Here is a 17635-nt window from a genome sequence, read left to right on the forward strand (position 1 = left end):
TCCACTCGGACCCAAACTCCCTCTCTCATTTCAAAGCTCGTGAAAAAAAACCGTCGGGATCTTAATTCACTTTCTTGTTTTCAAGATCATGAAAAAGAGGTCCACTGGACCTCAACTCGCTATCCCATTTCCATGCTCGTGAAAAAAAGACCCATTGGGGTCTGAAAAAGAGGTCCCCCGGACCTCTTTTTTAATCTTCGTTTACGAAAGGCATCAAAGCCATTACGCGAGCGCGTTTGATAGCTGTTGTTACTTTACGTTGGTTCTTCGCTGAAGTTCCAGTTACACGACGAGGAAGGATTTTTCCACGTTCTGAAACGAAACGGCTAAGAAGCTCAGTATCTTTGTAATCAACATATTCAATTTTGTTTGCTGCGATGTAATCAACTTTTTTACGGCGTTTGAATCCGCCACGACGTTGTTGAGCCATGTTTTTTCTCCTTTATAGTATTAATTGTCCATTAGAATGGTAAATCATCATCTGAAATATCCAAAGGATTAGTTGCTCCGAATGGATTTTCATCACGTGAAAAGTCAGGTACTGATTGTGTAGGTGCTGAGTAGTTTGAACTTGGTGCAGAATAAGCTCCACCTGTATGTCCTTCACGCACACTACGGCTTTCCAACATTTGGAAATTCTCAGCCACGACTTCTGTTACGTAGACACGTTGTCCTTGCTGGTTATCGTAACTACGAGTCTGGATACGACCTGTCACCCCGATAAGCGAGCCTTTTTTAGCCCAGTTAGCAAGATTTTCAGCCTGTTGGCGCCACATAACGACATTGATAAAATCAGCCTCACGTTCACCATTTTGACTCTTAAATGTACGGTTTACTGCAAGAGTAAAAGTCGCAACTGCTACATTTGATGGGGTATAACGCAACTCAGCGTCACGAGTCATACGCCCTACAAGTACAACATTGTTAATCATAATCTACCTTCTTACGCGTCAAGTTTGACGATCATGTGACGAAGAATGTCAGCGTTGATTTTTGAAAGACGGTCAAACTCTTTAAGAGCTGCGTCGTCGTTTGCTTCAACGTTAACGATGTGGTAAAGTCCTTCACGGAAATCTTGGATTTCGTATGCAAGACGACGTTTTTCCCATGTTTTTGATTCAACAACAGTTGCACCGTTGTCAGTCAAGATAGAGTCAAAACGTGCTACCAAAGCGTTTTTCGCTTCTTCTTCAATGTTTGGACGAATGATATAAAGAATTTCGTATTTAGCCATTGATATGTTCCTCCTTTTGGTCTAATGACCCCAAGACATTGCAAGGGGTAAGTGAGGTTTGCTCACAATAAATTATTATACTAGAAAAAAATTTTTTTCGCAAGTGAAAACTGCTTCTATTTTATTTTTTACAGTTTTTTTGCAGAAGTTTGTGCAATTTCTTCAACCTGAATATTCTCAGAATCAAATTTCTGTTTAAAGGTAGCTAGATCAACCGTTCCCTCAATTTGAACTTCGATAACAATCTTACCATCTTTACGTGGAATATTAACAGTATGAGAGATATTAAGATTTTCCTCAACGATTAAAGAAACAATCTTACCAAGTACCCCAACTTCATTTTCTGTGATAAAACGAACACGGATTCCCTCTTCGCCATAACCAGAAATTTCAAGAAATGCTCTGAATACATCACGGTCAGTAATGACACCATAAACTTGTTCATTATCAATAACTGGCAAGATTCCAATCTTATTTTTCAGCATAAGATAGGTTGCATCTTCCAAACTTGCATAACCGGAGACAGTTACAACATTACGAATCATGACGTCTTTTACTTTTGTTTTATTAAGCAAGTAATTCATCTCAAAGATTGAAAGACTCGTTGCTTTTGATGGACTGGCTTCAGCAATTGTTCCTTCTGTTACTAGACCAACTAATTTATCATTTTCAATAACAGGAAGACGATGCAAACCTTGTTCGCGCATCAAGTCTGCTGCATGTGCTACAGTCGTATCTGGGCTAATATATACGACCTTTCGTGTCATAAAATCTTTAACTGCCATAGGAACTCTCCTTTATGTTTATAGCTTTATTATACACTTTTTACGAAAATCAATCAAACGCTTTCATCTCTTTTTCAAGATTCTGAAAACTCTGAAATACTATAAAAAGAGCCCTATATTAGGGCCCTCAATCTTATGATTATGTAATTTGTTTGGCAATCTTTCCCGCAGACTAAGACAATCTTTATCTGCCGACTAAAAAGCTCCACCAGACTAATGTGGATTGCTTGCGCAATCTTTATCTGCCGACTAAAACAATCCACTGGTTCTGATGATTGCCAAGCAATCTCTATCCGCCGACTAAAAAGGTCCCCCGGACTAATGTGGATTGCTTTGCAATCTTTATCTGCCGACTAAAACAATCCACTGGATTGTTTTAGCCACCTAGATATGCTTTTCTGACTTCGTCTGATGCTGCGAGCTCTTTACCTGTTCCTGATAGGACAATCTTTCCTGTTTCCAGTACATAGCCTCGATCTGCGATGGCAAGTGCCTTATTGGCATTTTGCTCGATCAAAAGAACGGTCGTACCTTGTTTTTGAATATCTTGGATGATATCAAAAATTTCTTGGATAAAAATTGGAGCAAGCCCCATTGATGGTTCATCTAAGAGAAGAAGTTTAGGCGTTGACATAAGCGCACGTCCCATAGCAAGCATCTGCTGTTCACCACCTGATAGGGTAGCTGCATCTTGGTTTTTACGTTCTTCTAAACGCGGGAAACGTGAAAATACTTTTTTCAGATTTGCTTGATTTTCTTCACGATTTTTCTTAAGGAAGGCTCCCATTTCCAAGTTTTCCATAACTGTCAAACCAGGGAAGACGTGACGTCCTTCTGGTACTTGAGAAAGTCTTGATGCCACAATTTTTTGTGCAGGCATCTTTTGGATTTCTTGCCCTAAAAATTCAATCCGACCAGAACTTGGACGAACAAGGCCTGATAAGGTACGAAGGATGGTTGTTTTACCAGCACCGTTTGCACCGATAAGGGAAACAACTTCTCCTTCATTTACTTCAAAGCTCACATCACGTACAGCTTGAATCATACCATAGTGTACTGAGAGGTTTTCAACTTTTAACATAGACATTAGGCTTCACCTCCAAGATATGCTTCGATAACACGTTTATTACTCTTGATTTCATCTGGTGTCCCATGAGCAATCAAACGACCGTACTCTAGAACATAGATACGCTCCGTAACTTCCATAACCAAGTTCATATCATGTTCAATCAGCATGATGGTGATTTTGAATTCATCCTTAATACGACGAATCAACTCAGTCAATTCTGCAGTTTCTTGTGGATTCATACCCGCTGCAGGCTCATCCAAGAAGAGGATTTTAGGTTCTGTAGCAAGAGCACGAACAATTTCCAAACGACGTTGTTGACCATAGGCTAAATTTTTAGCTAGAGTTTCAGCATCTCCATCCAAATCAAAGATTTTTAGTAATTCTAAGGCTTTAGCTTTCAATTCTTTTTCATTCTTATAAAAAGCTGGTAAGCGCAAGAAACTTGCAAAAACATGTTGTTTATGATGATTGCTAAATGCAATCAGAACGTTATCCAAAACTGTCAAGTCTTTAAAAAGGCGGATATTTTGGAAGGTACGCCCTAAACCAAGAGATGCGATTTTATAGGGTTGCTTGCCATTTAACAAGTGACCATCCAAGGTTACTGTCCCTTCGCTTGGTTCATAAACACCTGTCAACAAGTTGAAGAGGGTTGTTTTCCCAGCACCATTCGGTCCAATCAAACCAACAAGTTCACCTTCGTTCAATTCGAGAGTGACGTCCCCAACGGCTGTCAGACCACCAAAATGTTTGGTTAAATTTTTTACTTCAAGCAATGCCATTAGTTTTGTCCCTCCTTCTTACCTTTTTTAAAGAGACGTGATAGGCTCAATTCCCAAGTCCCAAGAAGACCACCTGGTCTGAAGATCATAACGAGTACTAAGGCCAAAGCATAGATAATCATACGAACGCTGGCCACGTCTTGAAGGAGCATGTTCAAGATTCCAAGCACGATTGCAGCAACAATTGCCCCTGTAATGGATCCTAAACCACCAAATACAACGATAATCAATACATTGATAGAGTTGATGAACGTATAATCTTTTGGTACGACTGATCCGATAAATCCTGACTGAAGACTACCAGCGATACTTGCAGTAACAGCACCAAAAACAAAAGCGATGATTTTAATTTTTGTAGTATTTACTCCTACTGACTCAGCAGCAATCTCATCTTCACGAACAGATAAGGTTAAACGCCCGATAGGACTACGAAGGAAATTGAGAGTAGCAATCGTTGTAATCACAGCAAAGAAATATACCATTTGCCAAGTTGTAAAGTTAGGAATCCCCAAAATACCAGCTGCACCGTTTGTAAGGCTTCCACCATTAATAATGAAGATACGAATAATTTCAGCAACACCAAGTGTCGCAACCGCAAGATAATCCCCTTTCAAACGTAGGGTAGGAATTCCAACGACCAAGGCAACCAGACCAGCAATGATAGCACCGAGCAACATAGCTCCAAAGAATGCACCATAGGTTGGAGATTTTGATCCGATAATGGCTGCTGCATAGGCACCAATAGCCATAAATCCAGCATGTCCAAGTGAAAACTGACCAGAGAACCCAACGATAAGGTTAAGACCTACTGCTAGAATAATGTTGATACCGATTTGTTCAATAATCTGAATATGGAAAAGGTTCAAGACTCCTACAGAAACCAATAGGCTAATCAAACCATATCCAAGCAACAAAAGGAATAACCATAGAATATTAACTTTTAAATTTTCTTTCATTGTTTACACCTTCTCTTTCACATTCTTACCGAGGATACCAGCTGGGCGAACAACCAAGATTAAGAGCAAGATTCCATACACGATGGCATCACGGAAATCTGACATTCCGAAGGCGGTAGCAAATGTCTCCAAAAGACCAATAACAAAGCCACCCAGAGCTGCACCAGGGATAATTCCGATACCACCAAGAACGGCAGCCACAAATGATTTAATACCTGGAGTCATTCCCATCAATGGTTCAAGAGAGTTATAGTAAAGTGCAATCAAGACACCCGCTGCACCAGCTAGAGCTGAACCCAATGCAAAGGTGAAACTGATTGTACGGTTCACGTTAATCCCCATCAGCTGAGCAGCATCACTATCTACAGAAACGGCACGCATGGCTTTCCCCATCTTAGTTTTTTGTACGATGAGTTGTAGAAGAACCATCAAAACAAGTGAGACAGTCAAAATCAACAATTGAATATTTGTTAGACTGATTGGTCCCAAATCATAACGCACTGTTTGGATTGCTTGAGGAAAGGCACGTGTATTGGCACCTACCAGATAGACCATCCCATACTCCAGTAAGAAGGATACCCCGATAGCTGTAATCAGTACAGAGATACGAGTTGAATGACGTAATGGACGATAAGCTAGGAACTCAATGATAACACCGAGAATTGCAGTACCGATCATCGATAAGATCAAGGCAACAAAGAAATTTAATTGCAAGGAATTAATCAAGAAATAACCCATGAAAGCACCCATCATATAAATATCACCGTGGGCAAAGTTAATGAGCTTGATAATTCCATAAACCATAGTATAACCTAGGGCTAGCAGCGCATAGACACTCCCCAAGATTAGACCATTGACAAGTTGTTGAAGCATATGGTTCACTCTTTCTAAGTTTTATTTTTTAGGATTTTTATAAAAAAATAATCCTTTCATAAACACTGAAACAGGGAGTGAGTAAAAGCTCATTCCCCATTTCCTGTATCTATAATTATGGTTTTACGACTTCTGCCGCTTCTACTTTACCATTATTCATGGTCATCATGAAGGCTGTTTTCACAGTGTTGTGTTCTGCATCAAAGCTTGTTTGACCTGTAACACCTTCGAAGTTTTGTGTTTTAGCAAGATTGTTCTTGATATCAACTGAAGTTTTTGCCCCTTTTGCTGCATTAGCTACAAGGTAAACTGAGTCATAAGCAAGAGCTGAAAATGTTGAAGGATCTTCGTTGTATTTTGCACGGTAAGCTTCAAGGAAGGCTTTTGCTTTATCTGAAACCTCTACAGTAGTTGAGAATCCTGAGATGAAGTAGATATTTGATGCGCGTTCAGCTGTTGCTTGTTGAACAAACTCTGCACCGTTGAATCCATCACCACCAATGATTGGTTTATCAATTCCCATACCACGAGCTTGGTTTACAATTTTACCAGCTTCTGTGTAGTAACCAGGCAATACGATTGCATCAAAGTCTTTATCTTTGATTTTTGTCAAAGCTGCTTGGAAGTCAGTGTCACCTGATACAAATGTTTCATCTGCTACGATTTCGCCTGAGAATGAATCACGGAATGATTTTGCAATTCCTTTAGCGTAGTCACTTGAGTTATCTGTATATAAGACTACTTTCTTAGCGTTCAACTTGTTTGTAACATAGTTAGAAATGATTTTCCCTTGGAAGCTATCTTGGAATGTTCCGATGAAAAGGAAATCTTGACCTTTTGTCAAACCATCTTGAGTAGCACTTGGAGAAATCAATGGAACTCCAGCTTGTGTAGCATTTGCTACTGCTGCTGCAGTTGCACCTGAAGTTGCAGGTCCTACGATAGCTGCTACTTTAGATTGAGTAACAAGGTTTGTTGAAACTGAAGCAGCTTCAGCAGTTTCAGATTTGTTATCTTTGTCTACTACTTCGATTTGTTTTCCATCGATACCACCTGCTGCGTTAATTTCATCAACTGCAAGTTGGGCACCTTTTTGTTCAGATGTACCGTAAGATGCTACAGCACCAGTTTCTTCAAAGTTGAAACCAATTTTAACGACTTTCTCATCCACTGGGTTACCAGTTGAGTTTGAAGCTCCTGACTTCACTTCTCCACAAGCTGCTAAAACAGCCACACTTGCAAGAGCTACAAGTGACAAGGCAAATTTTTTCTTCATGTTTATCTCCTTTTAATTTCTTAATTTAAATTACATGTTAAGAATATACCGAATTATCAGAAAATTGTCAACACATTTATCTGAATTTTTACATGATAACGTTTTCGTTATTTCTGTAGAGACTACCAACAAAGGGAGTTTCCAATTCTTGGATATGACATCGTCTCACTTTTTTGACAAATTTCTCTTTTCCTAAACGGCTAACCAGTTCTTCCACTTCTTCTGTTGGGACATAAAGTTGCAGATAACGGTGTTTTTTTGAGTGGTAACAAATATCACCATAATTATCGATTTTTTTTGCATCACGATTATAGTATAGGTAGATAATCAGACCAGACCGATTCTCTTTTTGAAACATATTACAACTTCCTTCTAACAATCTTCTTACTATTATATCAAAAAAAGCAAGCTCAGTCGAGCTTGCTTTAGTAGTTTAATTCAAAGAATTATTAGCCATAATTTCGTCAATAAAACCGTAGTCAAGAGTTTCTTGAGCGCTCATCCAGTAATCACGTTCAGCATCTGCATGGATTTGCTCAACTGATTTACCAGAATTATCTGCAAGAATTTGCTCCAAAGTCTTACGAGTTTTAAGCAAGTGTTCAGCAGCAATCGCCATATCTGTTTGCTGTGTACCACCGCCTGTACCACCCATCGGTTGGTGAATCATGTATTCGGCATTTGGAAGCATGAAACGTTTGCCCTTTGCTCCACTTGAAGCGATGATTGTTCCCATTGAAGCAGCCATCCCCATAACAATGGTTTGGACATCTGCCTTGATAAAGTTCATAGTATCAACGATTGCTAAACCAGCTGATACAGAACCACCTGGAGTATTCACATAAAGGTAGATATCTTTTGTACTATCTTGGGCATCCAAGAAAAGCAATTGGGCGATAACTGAGTTTGCCATATTGTCTTCGACTGGTCCAGTCAACATAATGATACGATCTTTTAAAAGACGTGAGTAAATGTCGTATGAACGTTCTCCACGACTTGTTTGTTCAATAACTACAGGAATCATTCATTTCTCCTTCTGATTTCTAAATTTCCTAGTCAAGCGACTTGATACAGGACTATTATATCTTTTTGGTCAAAAAAGGTCAAATTTTTGCTCTATCCTAAAAACAGACACAAAAATTCAACCTCCTTTCTAGACTAAAACTAATGAACAGTTTTAGGGTAAGCTTAGAATTTTACTTAGTTCCGAACAAACGGTCTCCAGCGTCACCAAGACCTGGAACGATATAGCCATGTTCGTTCAAGCGTTCATCCAAAGCTGCTGTAAAGATTTCTACATCTGGGTGAGCTTCTTGAAGAGCTTTTACACCTTCTGGAGCAGATACAAGGCAGACAAATTTGATGTTTGATGCTCCACGTTTTTTGAGGGAATCAACAGCCAAGATTGCAGAACCACCTGTTGCAAGCATAGGGTCAACCACAAAAATTTGACGTTGGTCGATATCTTCAGGTAATTTAACCAAGTATTCTACTGGTTGAAGAGTTTCTTCGTCACGGTACATACCAATATGTCCAACTTTGGCTGCTGGAACCAAGCTCAACAGCCCATCGACCATCCCGATACCCGCACGCAAGATTGGAACAATTGCCAATTTTTTACCAGCCAATTGTTTTTGGACTGTTTTTGTGATAGGTGTTTCGATTTCAACGTCTTCAAGCGGAAGATCACGAAGCACTTCATATCCCATCAACATAGCAATTTCATCTACTAACTCACGAAAAGCTTTTGTAGAAGTGTCTGTGCGACGCAAGATTGACAATTTGTGTTGAATGAGTGGATGATTAATGACTTCAAGTTTTCCCATTTTCTGAATTCCTTCTTTCAATTTATTCTTCTTATTATATCAAAAAATGGTTTAAAAATCCTTCTAAACCATCTATTTTTTTATAATTTCTAAATCAAATCTGCTTCTTGAAGAGCTGCTTGTACTGTCTCTAGCGATAAATGGGTCAACTCGGTACCTTTTTCACGATAGAGATACTGGGCGTAGTCATCCATACGGTATTGATTGATATACACGACACGCTCACAACCTACCTGAAGCAATTGCTTGGTGCAGTTGAGGCATGGAAAATGTGTAACGTAGGCTGTAAATCCTTTTGGAACGCCACGTTCGGCTCCTTGTAGTATAGCATTTACCTCTGCATGAAGAGTGCGCACACAGTGGCCCTCAATCACCAGACAGTCGTGGTCAATACAGTGCTCCGTTCCTGATACAGAACCATTGTATCCTGTTGAAATCACCTTATTATCCTTGACTAAAACAGCTCCTACCTTAGCGCGTTTACAGGTTGAACGATTGGCAATTAATAGAGCTTGAGCAGCAAAATACTCATCCCAAGCCAGTCTTTTTTCTGTCATATCTTCTCTCCTCTTGGTTTATTTTTTGAAAAATGGTAGGCGTAAATCTGCAATTTTTTCAGCAGGAACCTTCATTCCATCCTTAATCCATTTAAGCAAAACTGATACGATGGCAGAACTCCAAAAAGAATGCAAGTAAGAGCTGACTCCTTTTGATTTTCCATAGTATTTTTCTAAAAATTCTTGCATGGCTTGCACAAAGATTTTTTCCAAGTGGTAGTCCAAGGCAAGCTGAATAACCTTCGCCTCTTTCTTGGCTTCTCTAAAGAGGCGAACCCAAACCAGATAGAGGTCCGTTTTAACATCGTAATGACTCAATTGCTCCATAATGTTATGGACGCTTCGTTTAAAGACACTTTCTAAAATCTCTTCTTTGGAGTCATAGTTTCGATAAAAGGCCGCACGGGAAACACCAGCTCGTTTTACCAATTCGGAAATGCTAATCTTTGTTAATTCCTTTTTCTCCAAAAGTTGTAAGAGAGCTGTTTCGATAGCTTCTCTGGTCAGTAAATTGGATTCTTGATTGGATTTTCTGAGATTTTCAAGCGAATTTTCAGAAATTCTTCGTTCGGCCATAACACTTCCTTTCTACTTGTGACAACAGAGTGACGAGACTTTTGTTTTAAGATTTTTCATGATATAATTGTAAAAAAAGACAGAACCTTTGTCAATGTATAAGTGACAAAGATGGAGAATTTCTATGACTTGGAAGATTGTGGCAGATTCTGGTTGTGATTATCATCAACTGGCAAATCCAGCAATTGATACTGAATTCATCAGTGTTCCTTTAACCATTCAAGTGGCTGATCAAGTCTTTATTGATGATGCTAGTCTTGATATTGACAAAATGATGGAAACCATGTATGCAACTTCTGAAGCTTCAAAATCAGCTTGTCCTAGTCCTGATGATTACTTGCGAGCATTTGAAGGGGCAAAACATATTTTTGTAGTGACCATTACCGGAACTCTTTCTGGTAGTCAAAACAGCGCTCAATTAGCTAAGAATCTCTATCTCGAAGAACATCCTGATACTCAGATTCATGTTATTGACAGCTTGTCTGCTGGTGGGGAAGTTGATCTAATCGTTGAGAAAATCAATGATTTGATTGACCAAGGACTTTCTTTTGAAGAAGTGGTTAATGCTATTACTGCTTACCAAGAAAAAACTAAGTTATTGTTCGTTCTCGCTAAGGTTGATAATCTGGTTAAGAATGGTCGCTTGAGTAAACTGATCGGTACAGTTGTTGGGCTCCTCAATATTCGTATGGTTGGAGAAGCAAGTGAAACTGGAACCTTGGAACTCCTCCAAAAGGCTCGTGGTGCTAAAAAATCTCTTCAAGCTGCCTATGAAGAGTTAATCAAGGCTGGCTACGCTGGTGGGCGTATCGTCATGGCTCACCGCAGTAATGATAAATTCTGCCAACAGCTCTCAGAACTCTTGCGTGAAAAATTCCCACAAGCTGATATTAAGGTTCTCCCAACTTCTGGCCTCTGCAGTTTTTATGCAGAAGAGGGTGGACTCCTCATGGGATATGAAATTGACTAATTTATATAAGACAGAGGTCGGGATTCAATGTCCCGACCTCAATTTTTATCAGCAGTTATCTTTTCTACTGTAGCTGAGTAGACTTTTGTACTGACAATTTCATCTTGTCAATACATAAGCTTGAAGAAGCCACGGGTTTGATAAAGATTCACGGGACTAGGTACTATCATGCAAAACTTGATCTACCGATTTCTGTCCCTCCGTCTTTTTTATGGTACAATACTCTTATGAAACATTTTGATACTATTGTAATTGGGGGAGGCCCGGCTGGTATGATGGCTACGATTTCAAGTAGCTTTTATGGGCAGAAAACACTACTCATCGAAAAAAATCGAAAACTTGGAAAAAAATTATCTGGAACTGGCGGGGGTCGCTGCAACGTGACCAACAATGGAACTCTAGATGACCTATTAGCTGGCATCCCTGGAAATGGCCGCTTTCTATACAGTGTCTTTTCCCAGTTTGATAACCATGATATCATCAACTTTTTTACTGAAAATGGCGTAAAACTCAAGGTCGAAGACCATGGCCGCGTCTTTCCAGCCAGTGACAAATCTCGGACCATTATCGAAGCACTGGAAAAGAAAATCATGGAGCTAGGTGGGCAGGTTGCCACTCAAACAGAGATTGTTTCGGTTAAAAAGATTGACGACCAGTTTGTCCTTAAGTCTACAGATCAAACCTTCACTTGTGATAAACTCATTGTCACAACAGGTGGAAAATCCTATCCTTCTACTGGCTCTACTGGTTTTGGTCATGAGATTGCTCGCCATTTCAAACACACCATTACCGAGCTTGAGGCTGCTGAAAGTCCATTGTTGACTGATTTCCCACATAAGGCCTTGCAGGGGATTTCCCTAGACGATGTGACCCTAAGCTATGGCAAGCATGTCATCACTCATGACCTGCTCTTTACCCACTTTGGTTTGTCAGGTCCTGCTGCGCTACGCATGTCTAGCTTTGTCAAGGGTGGGGAAATTCTCTCTCTAGATGTCTTGCCACAACTGTCAGAAGGTGATTTAGTTGACTTTTTAGAAGAGAACCGTGAAAAATCCTTGAAAAATGCCTTAAAAGCTATACTCCCTGAACGCTTGGCAGAATTTTTTGTCCAAGGATATCCTGAAAAAGTCAAACAACTAACTGAAGGAGAACGCGACCAACTTCTCCAGACTATCAAGGCACTCAAAATCCCTGTGACAGGAAAAATGTCCTTGGCTAAATCCTTTGTTACCAAAGGAGGTGTTAGTCTCAAGGAAATCAATCCTAAAACGCTGGAAAGCAAACTGGTTCCTGGCCTTCACTTTGCAGGAGAGGTCCTAGATATCAACGCCCACACGGGTGGCTTTAACATCACTTCTGCCCTCTGTACTGGCTGGGTGGCAGGCTCAAACTTAATCTATAAATGATTTAGTATCTAAGGATGTTAGATAAGAAAGGAACTACTTTGGAACATATTATCTTACTAAGGGGAGTTACTCCTAATGGAAAAAATGCTATCCCTAAAATGTCTTATCTAGTAGATATCTTGATAGAGGCTGATTTTCAACACGTTCGAACCTATATTCAAAGTGGGAATATCATTCTTGAAAGTGACTTATCTCTGGAAGAAATACGAGAACAGGTTCACACTCTAATAAAGGAAAAAATTGGTGCTGATTTAAAAATGGTAATCAAGAACAAAAATGATTTTGCAAAAATTGTCCAAGAAAACCCATTTGGAAAACACTATCTTTTTGACCGAATACATGTGATCCTTTTTCAAAATGATATCCAAAGTCTACCATTAGAAAAATTGGATAGTGACTATGGTGAAGAAGAAATTTGTATCGGCAACCATTGTCTTTACCTCTATCTCCCTAGAACTGCAAAACGAAAAAAGCTTAATACCAACTATCTTGAAAAGCTGTTCGGAGTTGATCTGACCATGCGAAAGTTAAACGTGGTGGAAAAATTACTAACGAAATAGGAAAAATAATATGAGCAGAAGAGAATCAGTTGAATTTGTCAACATGTGCATGATTAAAAACGGAGACAAGGTTCTAGTTCAAGACCGAGTTAGTCCTAACTGGCCTGGCATTACTTTTCCTGGTGGCCATGTTGAACGTGGCGAATCCTTTGTCGATGCTGTCATTCGCGAAGTGAAGGAAGAAACTGGTCTAACCATTTCTAAACCCCAACTCTGTGGTATCAAAGACTGGTATGATGATGCAGATTATCGCTATGTTGTCCTCTTTTACAAAACAGAACACTTTACTGGTGAGCTCCAATCTTCAGACGAAGGAAAAGTCTGGTGGGAGGATTTTGAAAATCTATCTCATCTAAAATTAGCTACCGAGGATATGTCTGACATGATTCGTGTTTTTCTCGAAGAGGACCTCAGTGAATTCTTTTACTACAAGGATGGAGAAGACTGGTCTTACCAACTCAAATAACAGTAAATCGGCAGAGGTCACTCCGCCGATTTTTATCTTATCTAAGTCTGTGTCTTCCTACTAAAATTCTGTTACTGGCTTTGTCAGTTCTAGCTTAGTCTGTAAGTTTTATCGAGTTTGTGTGCTTACATAGTGGGTAATGACATCTGATGTGTACTGGGCTGTCCCCTGTCCAAACTTATCAATGTTTTCCTTGAACTCTGGATTATAGACATAGCCTTTTCCGATATGACCAAAGACCTCGATAGAGCAGTCAAATCCATAAGTACGGATGGCTTGCAAAAGCTTGGCTGCTTCCTCTTGGTTTTCTGATGCTGTTGTCGGCAGACCAGCTTGTAGATTTTGTGCTAAGGTTTGAAAGACTTGATTAAAGGCTGTTGCAGCCTCATCCTCTCGTCCTTTTTGACGCTCAAGTGCTTGATCCATGACTTCTTGGCCATACTTATCTACCGCCTCTTGCTGGTATTTTTGATTGTCTTGGTAGCTAAATCCAGTGAATTTTTCTTGAATGGTCATTTTTCTTTCTCCTTTTTGTTCTTGAATGGTTTTTTGTAAGGTTGAAATTAAGGTATCCAGATGTTGCCTCTCCTGGGTTAAATAGTCTAACTGTCTAGTTAAATGTGGTAACAAGTCCGTCTTTTCTTCCTTCAATAGCTCTGCTATTTTTTCTAAAGAAAAGCCTAGATACTTGTAATAAAGAATGACCTGAAGGCGTTCCAAATCCTCTTTACTGTAGATTCGATAGCCGTTTTCCGACTTTAAGGGGACCAAGAGTCCTATCTTATCGTAGTGGTGCAAGGTCTTGACAGAGACACCTGAAAGCTGGGCAGCTTCTTTTATATGATACATGATTTCCTCCTTACATTGATAGTATAACCCCTCCCCTTAGGTCAGAGTCAAGCGTTTTTGTGAAATTTTTTAATCTTTTTGAGGAAGGTGTGAAAGCTTGAAAATGGTTTTCTTGACAGACCTTAGAAAACATGATAGGATAGTCAAGTCTATCAATCAAATAAAAAGCTCAAAAGAGCAATTGAGAGAGGGCTATTTGACAACTCAAGTAGCCTTTTCTTATTTTAAAAATAGATTGGAGTTTAACGATGTCTGAAAAATCACAATGGGGTTCTAAACTGGGCTTTATCCTAGCATCTGCTGGTTCAGCCATCGGGCTTGGTGCCGTTTGGAAATTCCCTTATATGACGGCTGCCAATGGTGGTGGAGGATTTCTACTTGTCTTTCTTATCTCCACTATTTTAATTGGTTTTCCACTTCTCCTTGCTGAATTTGCCCTCGGCCGAAGCGCTGGTGTCTCTGGTATTAAAACCTTTGGAAAGCTTGGCAACAATAACAAATATAACTTTATTGGTTGGATTGGAGCCTTCGCTCTCTTCATCCTCTTATCTTTTTACAGTGTTATTGGTGGATGGATTCTAGTTTATCTGGGTATTGAGTTTGGAAAATTGTTCCAACTTGGTGCAACTAGTGATTACGCTCAGTTATTTACTTCCATCATTTCAAATCCAGTCATTGCCCTAGGAGCTCAAGCAGCCTTTATCCTGTTGAATATCTTTATTGTATCACGTGGGGTTCAAAAAGGGATTGAAAGAGCATCTAAGGTTATGATGCCTCTCCTCTTTATCATCTTTGTTGTCATCATCGGGCGCTCTCTTAGCTTGCCAAATGCCATGGAAGGCGTTCTTTACTTCCTCAAACCAGACTTTTCAAAACTGACCAGTGCTGGACTCCTCTATGCTCTAGGACAGTCATTCTTTGCTTTGTCCCTCGGTGTTACTGCCATGTTGACCTATGCATCCTACTTGGATAAGAAAACCAATCTGGTCCAATCAGGTATGTCTATCGTTGCCATGAACATTTCTGTATCGATCATGGCAGGACTAGCTATTTTCCCAGCCATGTCAGCCTTCAATATCCAGTCTGAAGGGGGACCAAGCTTGCTCTTTATCGTCTTGCCTCAGCTCTTTGACAAGATGCCTTTTGGAACCATTTTCTACATCCTCTTCCTCTTGCTCTTCCTCTTTGCGACGGTCACTTCTTCTGTCGTGATGCTGGAAATCAATGTCGGCAATATCACCAATCAAGACAACAGCAAACGTGCCAAGTGGAGTGCTATTTTAGGAATCTTGACCTTTGTCTTTGGAATTCCTTCAGCCCTATCTTACGGTGTTATGGCGGATGTTCACATCTTTGGGAAGACCTTCTTTGACGCTATGGACTTCTTGGTTTCCAATCTCCTCATGCCATTTGGAGCTCTCTGCCTTTCACTCTTTACAGGCTACATCTTTAAGAAGACACTTGCCATGGAGGAACTCCATCTCGATAAAACAGCATGGAAACAGGGACTTTTCCAAGTCTGGCTTTTCCTTCTTCGTTTCATCATCCCCATCATCATCATTGTGGTCTTTATTGCCCAATTTATGTAATCAAAAAGGACTTGAGTAATGAACTCAGGCCCTTTCTTTTTTATGGATGACTAACAATTAATTCCAAACCTTGCCCTTCTAGGGTCCAAGATTCAACATCACTTGGTAGGATAAAGTGGCTGCCTTTTTGGATTGGATAGTTTTTTCCGTCAACAGTCAGTTGACCTTGACCAGCTAAGACACTCAACAAGCTATAGTCAGCTGTCTTTTCGAAGTCAACTTTTCCAGTGATTTCCCACTTGTAGACTGCGAAGAAATCATTAGAGACAAGTAAAGTTGAGCGTAAATCATCAGCTTTGACAGTCACAGGACGGCTATTTGCAGGCTCACCAATATTCAAGACATCGATAGATTTTTCAAGGTGTAGTTCACGCAAGTTTCCATTATCGTCCTTGCGGTCAAAGTCGTAGACGCGATAGGTGGTATCACTAGACTGTTGGGTTTCAAGAATCAAGATGCCTGCACCAATAGCATGCATGGTGCCACTTGGTACATAGAAGAAATCTCCAGCCTTAACTGGTACTTTTGTCAACAGGTCATCCCAGTTCTTATCTTCGATTTGCTGACGGAGTTCTTCTTTTGACTTGGCATTATGCCCGTAGATAATCTCTGAACCTTCATCCGCAGAGATGATGTACCAACATTCTGTTTTTCCAAGTTCGCCTTCATGCTCTAGTCCATAAGCATCGTCTGGGTGAACTTGGACGCTAAGCCAGTCGTTAGCATCGAGTATTTTGGTCAAAAGTGGAAATACAGGTTCTGGACGGTTGCCAAACAATTCACGGTGTTCCGCATACAAAGTAGCTAGGTCTGTTCCCTCGTAGCGTCCATTTGCAACCTTTGAAACGCCATTTGGATGAGCTGAGATGGCCCAGTATTCTCCGATTTTTTCACTTGGGATGTCGTAACCAAACTCATCACGTAGCTTGGTACCTCCCCAAATTTTTTCTTGCATAACTGATTGTAAAAATAATGGTTCTGACATGTCAATCTCCTGTCTGATTTTTCTCCCCTCATTATAGCAAAAAAAGAGTTCGAATTGAACTCTTTTTCACATCTTATAAATTAGGGAGAAGATTTTATAAAAATAGTGAACAAATGTGCTCTACTCAATGCTTGCACCATTGCTGGCAATGACATCCTTGTACCAGTAGAAGGATTTCTTCTTGCTACGTTTGAGAGTCCCATTTCCTGCGTTATCTCGATCCACATAGATAAAGCCATAGCGCTTGTTCATTTCGCCTGTTCCAGCCGAAACCATCCGGAAAAGTCAGTTTTTCGGTCATAAGTCTACTCAACTTTCTTATTTGCTTGTTCATTTACTTATATTATAGCTCATTCTGAAACCTTTTCTTATAAAATACTGTGACATACTGATACTATTCTACTATTTAAGTTGATCAGATTGTTTTTTAAAAAATTATCCTCTCGAAAAAGCAAATAGCCTCCCCGGAAACAAAAAAAGAAGACTGAAAACTAGTCTCCTCTGTTCCTTTTAAATCAAAGCTGTGATAGCGGTTACTAGGCCAAAAATAATACCTGGTGCATTCGCTGCTGCAAGGGGGATATCTCTTTCTTTTTTGAAAAGACCGTAGTAGACCCATAGACTACAGTTGATCGCTGCAACCAAGGGCTCAATGAAATTTCCTTTTTGACCAGCCAGATTGTCCATGATTTGTGGGAAGTAAGACATATACATCATAACAGACATAAAGGTCGCTACCCAACCTAACATTTTCATTTGTTTTTCAGTTATTTTCAAAACCTATTTCATTTTTACTGAATCTTATTTTATAATCTTCTTTCAAAACAATCAAGACTTTGAAGCTTTTGTTATAAAGATGTAAACTATCACAATCTT

At 39.8% G+C, this 17635-nt stretch carries 22 protein-coding genes and 1 pseudogene; 5 read left to right on the forward strand and 18 right to left on the reverse strand.

Going from position 1 to position 17635, the window contains the following annotated elements; all coding sequences use genetic code 11:
• Positions 1-190: 190 nt before the first annotated feature.
• The 14 genes from rpsR to AXE83_RS07730 form a co-directional block, all read right to left on the reverse strand.
• Positions 191-430 carry a 30S ribosomal protein S18 gene (rpsR, locus tag AXE83_RS07665; protein WP_000068664.1) on the reverse strand — a complete coding sequence of 80 codons (240 nt, stop codon included), beginning with the start codon at positions 428-430 and terminating at the stop codon, positions 191-193.
• Between the two features lie 31 nt (positions 431-461).
• Positions 462-932, reverse strand: coding sequence for a single-stranded DNA-binding protein SsbA (ssbA, locus tag AXE83_RS07670; protein WP_049549356.1), 471 nt, complete (start codon positions 930-932; stop codon positions 462-464).
• Positions 933-943: 11 nt separating this feature from the next.
• Positions 944-1234: a 30S ribosomal protein S6 gene (gene rpsF / locus AXE83_RS07675; protein ID WP_049530661.1), complete on the reverse strand. Its 291-nt coding sequence runs from the start codon at positions 1232-1234 to the stop codon at positions 944-946.
• Positions 1235-1362: 128 nt separating this feature from the next.
• Positions 1363-2019, reverse strand: coding sequence for a CBS domain-containing protein (locus AXE83_RS07680; RefSeq protein ID WP_060956022.1), 657 nt, complete (start codon positions 2017-2019; stop codon positions 1363-1365).
• A 376-nt stretch (positions 2020-2395) separates the two neighbouring features.
• Positions 2396-3106: an ABC transporter ATP-binding protein gene (locus tag AXE83_RS07685; RefSeq protein ID WP_060956023.1), complete on the reverse strand. Its 711-nt coding sequence runs from the start codon at positions 3104-3106 to the stop codon at positions 2396-2398.
• Positions 3106-3870 carry an ABC transporter ATP-binding protein gene (locus AXE83_RS07690; protein WP_001185990.1) on the reverse strand — a complete coding sequence of 255 codons (765 nt, stop codon included), beginning with the start codon at positions 3868-3870 and terminating at the stop codon, positions 3106-3108. The genes AXE83_RS07685 and AXE83_RS07690 overlap by 1 nt, the downstream gene beginning before the upstream one ends.
• On the reverse strand, positions 3870-4826 hold the full coding sequence (locus tag AXE83_RS07695; protein ID WP_049549360.1) for a branched-chain amino acid ABC transporter permease: 957 nt from the start codon (positions 4824-4826) through the stop codon (positions 3870-3872). Before AXE83_RS07695 ends, AXE83_RS07690 begins: the two co-directional genes overlap by 1 nt.
• A gap of 3 nt (positions 4827-4829) precedes the next feature.
• The gene (locus tag AXE83_RS07700) at positions 4830-5699 is read right to left on the reverse strand and encodes a branched-chain amino acid ABC transporter permease (RefSeq protein ID WP_060956024.1); all 870 of its coding nucleotides are present in this window, start codon (positions 5697-5699) and stop codon (positions 4830-4832) included.
• Positions 5700-5814: 115 nt separating this feature from the next.
• Positions 5815-6975: an ABC transporter substrate-binding protein gene (locus AXE83_RS07705; RefSeq protein WP_060956025.1), complete on the reverse strand. Its 1161-nt coding sequence runs from the start codon at positions 6973-6975 to the stop codon at positions 5815-5817.
• Between the two features lie 88 nt (positions 6976-7063).
• A complete protein-coding gene (locus AXE83_RS07710) occupies positions 7064-7333 on the reverse strand; it encodes a YlbG family protein (RefSeq protein WP_060956026.1) in 270 nt (89 codons plus the stop codon).
• A gap of 75 nt (positions 7334-7408) precedes the next feature.
• The gene (clpP, locus tag AXE83_RS07715; RefSeq protein WP_060956027.1) at positions 7409-7999 is read right to left on the reverse strand and encodes an ATP-dependent Clp protease proteolytic subunit ClpP; all 591 of its coding nucleotides are present in this window, start codon (positions 7997-7999) and stop codon (positions 7409-7411) included.
• A 172-nt stretch (positions 8000-8171) separates the two neighbouring features.
• Positions 8172-8801 (reverse strand): uracil phosphoribosyltransferase, encoded by a 630-nt coding sequence (gene upp / locus AXE83_RS07720; protein WP_000517029.1) that lies wholly within the window; start codon positions 8799-8801, stop codon positions 8172-8174.
• 89 nt (positions 8802-8890) lie between these two features.
• Entirely contained in the window at positions 8891-9358 is a 468-nt protein-coding gene (locus AXE83_RS07725; RefSeq protein WP_060956028.1) for a deoxycytidylate deaminase, read from the reverse strand.
• Between the two features lie 18 nt (positions 9359-9376).
• Positions 9377-9934 (reverse strand): TetR/AcrR family transcriptional regulator, encoded by a 558-nt coding sequence (locus AXE83_RS07730; protein WP_000840875.1) that lies wholly within the window; start codon positions 9932-9934, stop codon positions 9377-9379.
• 124 nt (positions 9935-10058) lie between these two features.
• Between AXE83_RS07730 and AXE83_RS07735 the strand changes: the two genes are divergently transcribed.
• From AXE83_RS07735 to AXE83_RS07750, 4 genes are all read left to right on the forward strand, one after another.
• Complete coding sequence (locus AXE83_RS07735; RefSeq protein WP_060956029.1) at positions 10059-10904, forward strand: DegV family protein; 846 nt, start codon at positions 10059-10061, stop codon at positions 10902-10904.
• 227 nt (positions 10905-11131) lie between these two features.
• Positions 11132-12310, forward strand: a complete 1179-nt coding sequence (locus AXE83_RS07740; RefSeq protein ID WP_060956030.1) for an NAD(P)/FAD-dependent oxidoreductase — start codon at positions 11132-11134, stop codon at positions 12308-12310.
• A 38-nt stretch (positions 12311-12348) separates the two neighbouring features.
• A complete protein-coding gene (locus AXE83_RS07745) occupies positions 12349-12870 on the forward strand; it encodes a DUF1697 domain-containing protein (RefSeq protein ID WP_049508826.1) in 522 nt (173 codons plus the stop codon).
• 10 nt (positions 12871-12880) lie between these two features.
• Positions 12881-13336 carry an 8-oxo-dGTP diphosphatase gene (locus AXE83_RS07750; RefSeq protein WP_060956031.1) on the forward strand — a complete coding sequence of 152 codons (456 nt, stop codon included), beginning with the start codon at positions 12881-12883 and terminating at the stop codon, positions 13334-13336.
• A 108-nt stretch (positions 13337-13444) separates the two neighbouring features.
• Here AXE83_RS07750 and AXE83_RS07755 read toward each other — a convergent pair whose 3' ends face one another.
• Positions 13445-14185, reverse strand: a complete 741-nt coding sequence (locus tag AXE83_RS07755; protein ID WP_060956032.1) for a MerR family transcriptional regulator — start codon at positions 14183-14185, stop codon at positions 13445-13447.
• 248 nt (positions 14186-14433) lie between these two features.
• Between AXE83_RS07755 and AXE83_RS07765 the strand changes: the two genes are divergently transcribed.
• Positions 14434-15774 (forward strand): sodium-dependent transporter, encoded by a 1341-nt coding sequence (locus AXE83_RS07765; RefSeq protein ID WP_060956034.1) that lies wholly within the window; start codon positions 14434-14436, stop codon positions 15772-15774.
• A 40-nt stretch (positions 15775-15814) separates the two neighbouring features.
• Here the strand turns inward: AXE83_RS07765 and manA are convergent, their stop codons facing one another.
• From manA to AXE83_RS07775, 3 genes and pseudogenes are all read right to left on the reverse strand, one after another.
• Complete coding sequence (manA, locus tag AXE83_RS07770) at positions 15815-16759, reverse strand: mannose-6-phosphate isomerase, class I (RefSeq protein WP_060956035.1); 945 nt, start codon at positions 16757-16759, stop codon at positions 15815-15817.
• Positions 16760-16879: 120 nt separating this feature from the next.
• Positions 16880-17035: pseudogene (locus AXE83_RS10665) on the reverse strand (family 1 glycosylhydrolase); the annotation flags it as partial.
• 234 nt (positions 17036-17269) lie between these two features.
• A complete protein-coding gene (locus AXE83_RS07775) occupies positions 17270-17530 on the reverse strand; it encodes a SemiSWEET family transporter (protein WP_025170330.1) in 261 nt (86 codons plus the stop codon).
• Positions 17531-17635 lie beyond the last annotated feature (105 nt).

The sequence above is a fragment of the Streptococcus sp. oral taxon 431 genome (assembly GCF_001553685.1).
In the GTDB taxonomy this organism is placed as follows: domain Bacteria; phylum Bacillota; class Bacilli; order Lactobacillales; family Streptococcaceae; genus Streptococcus.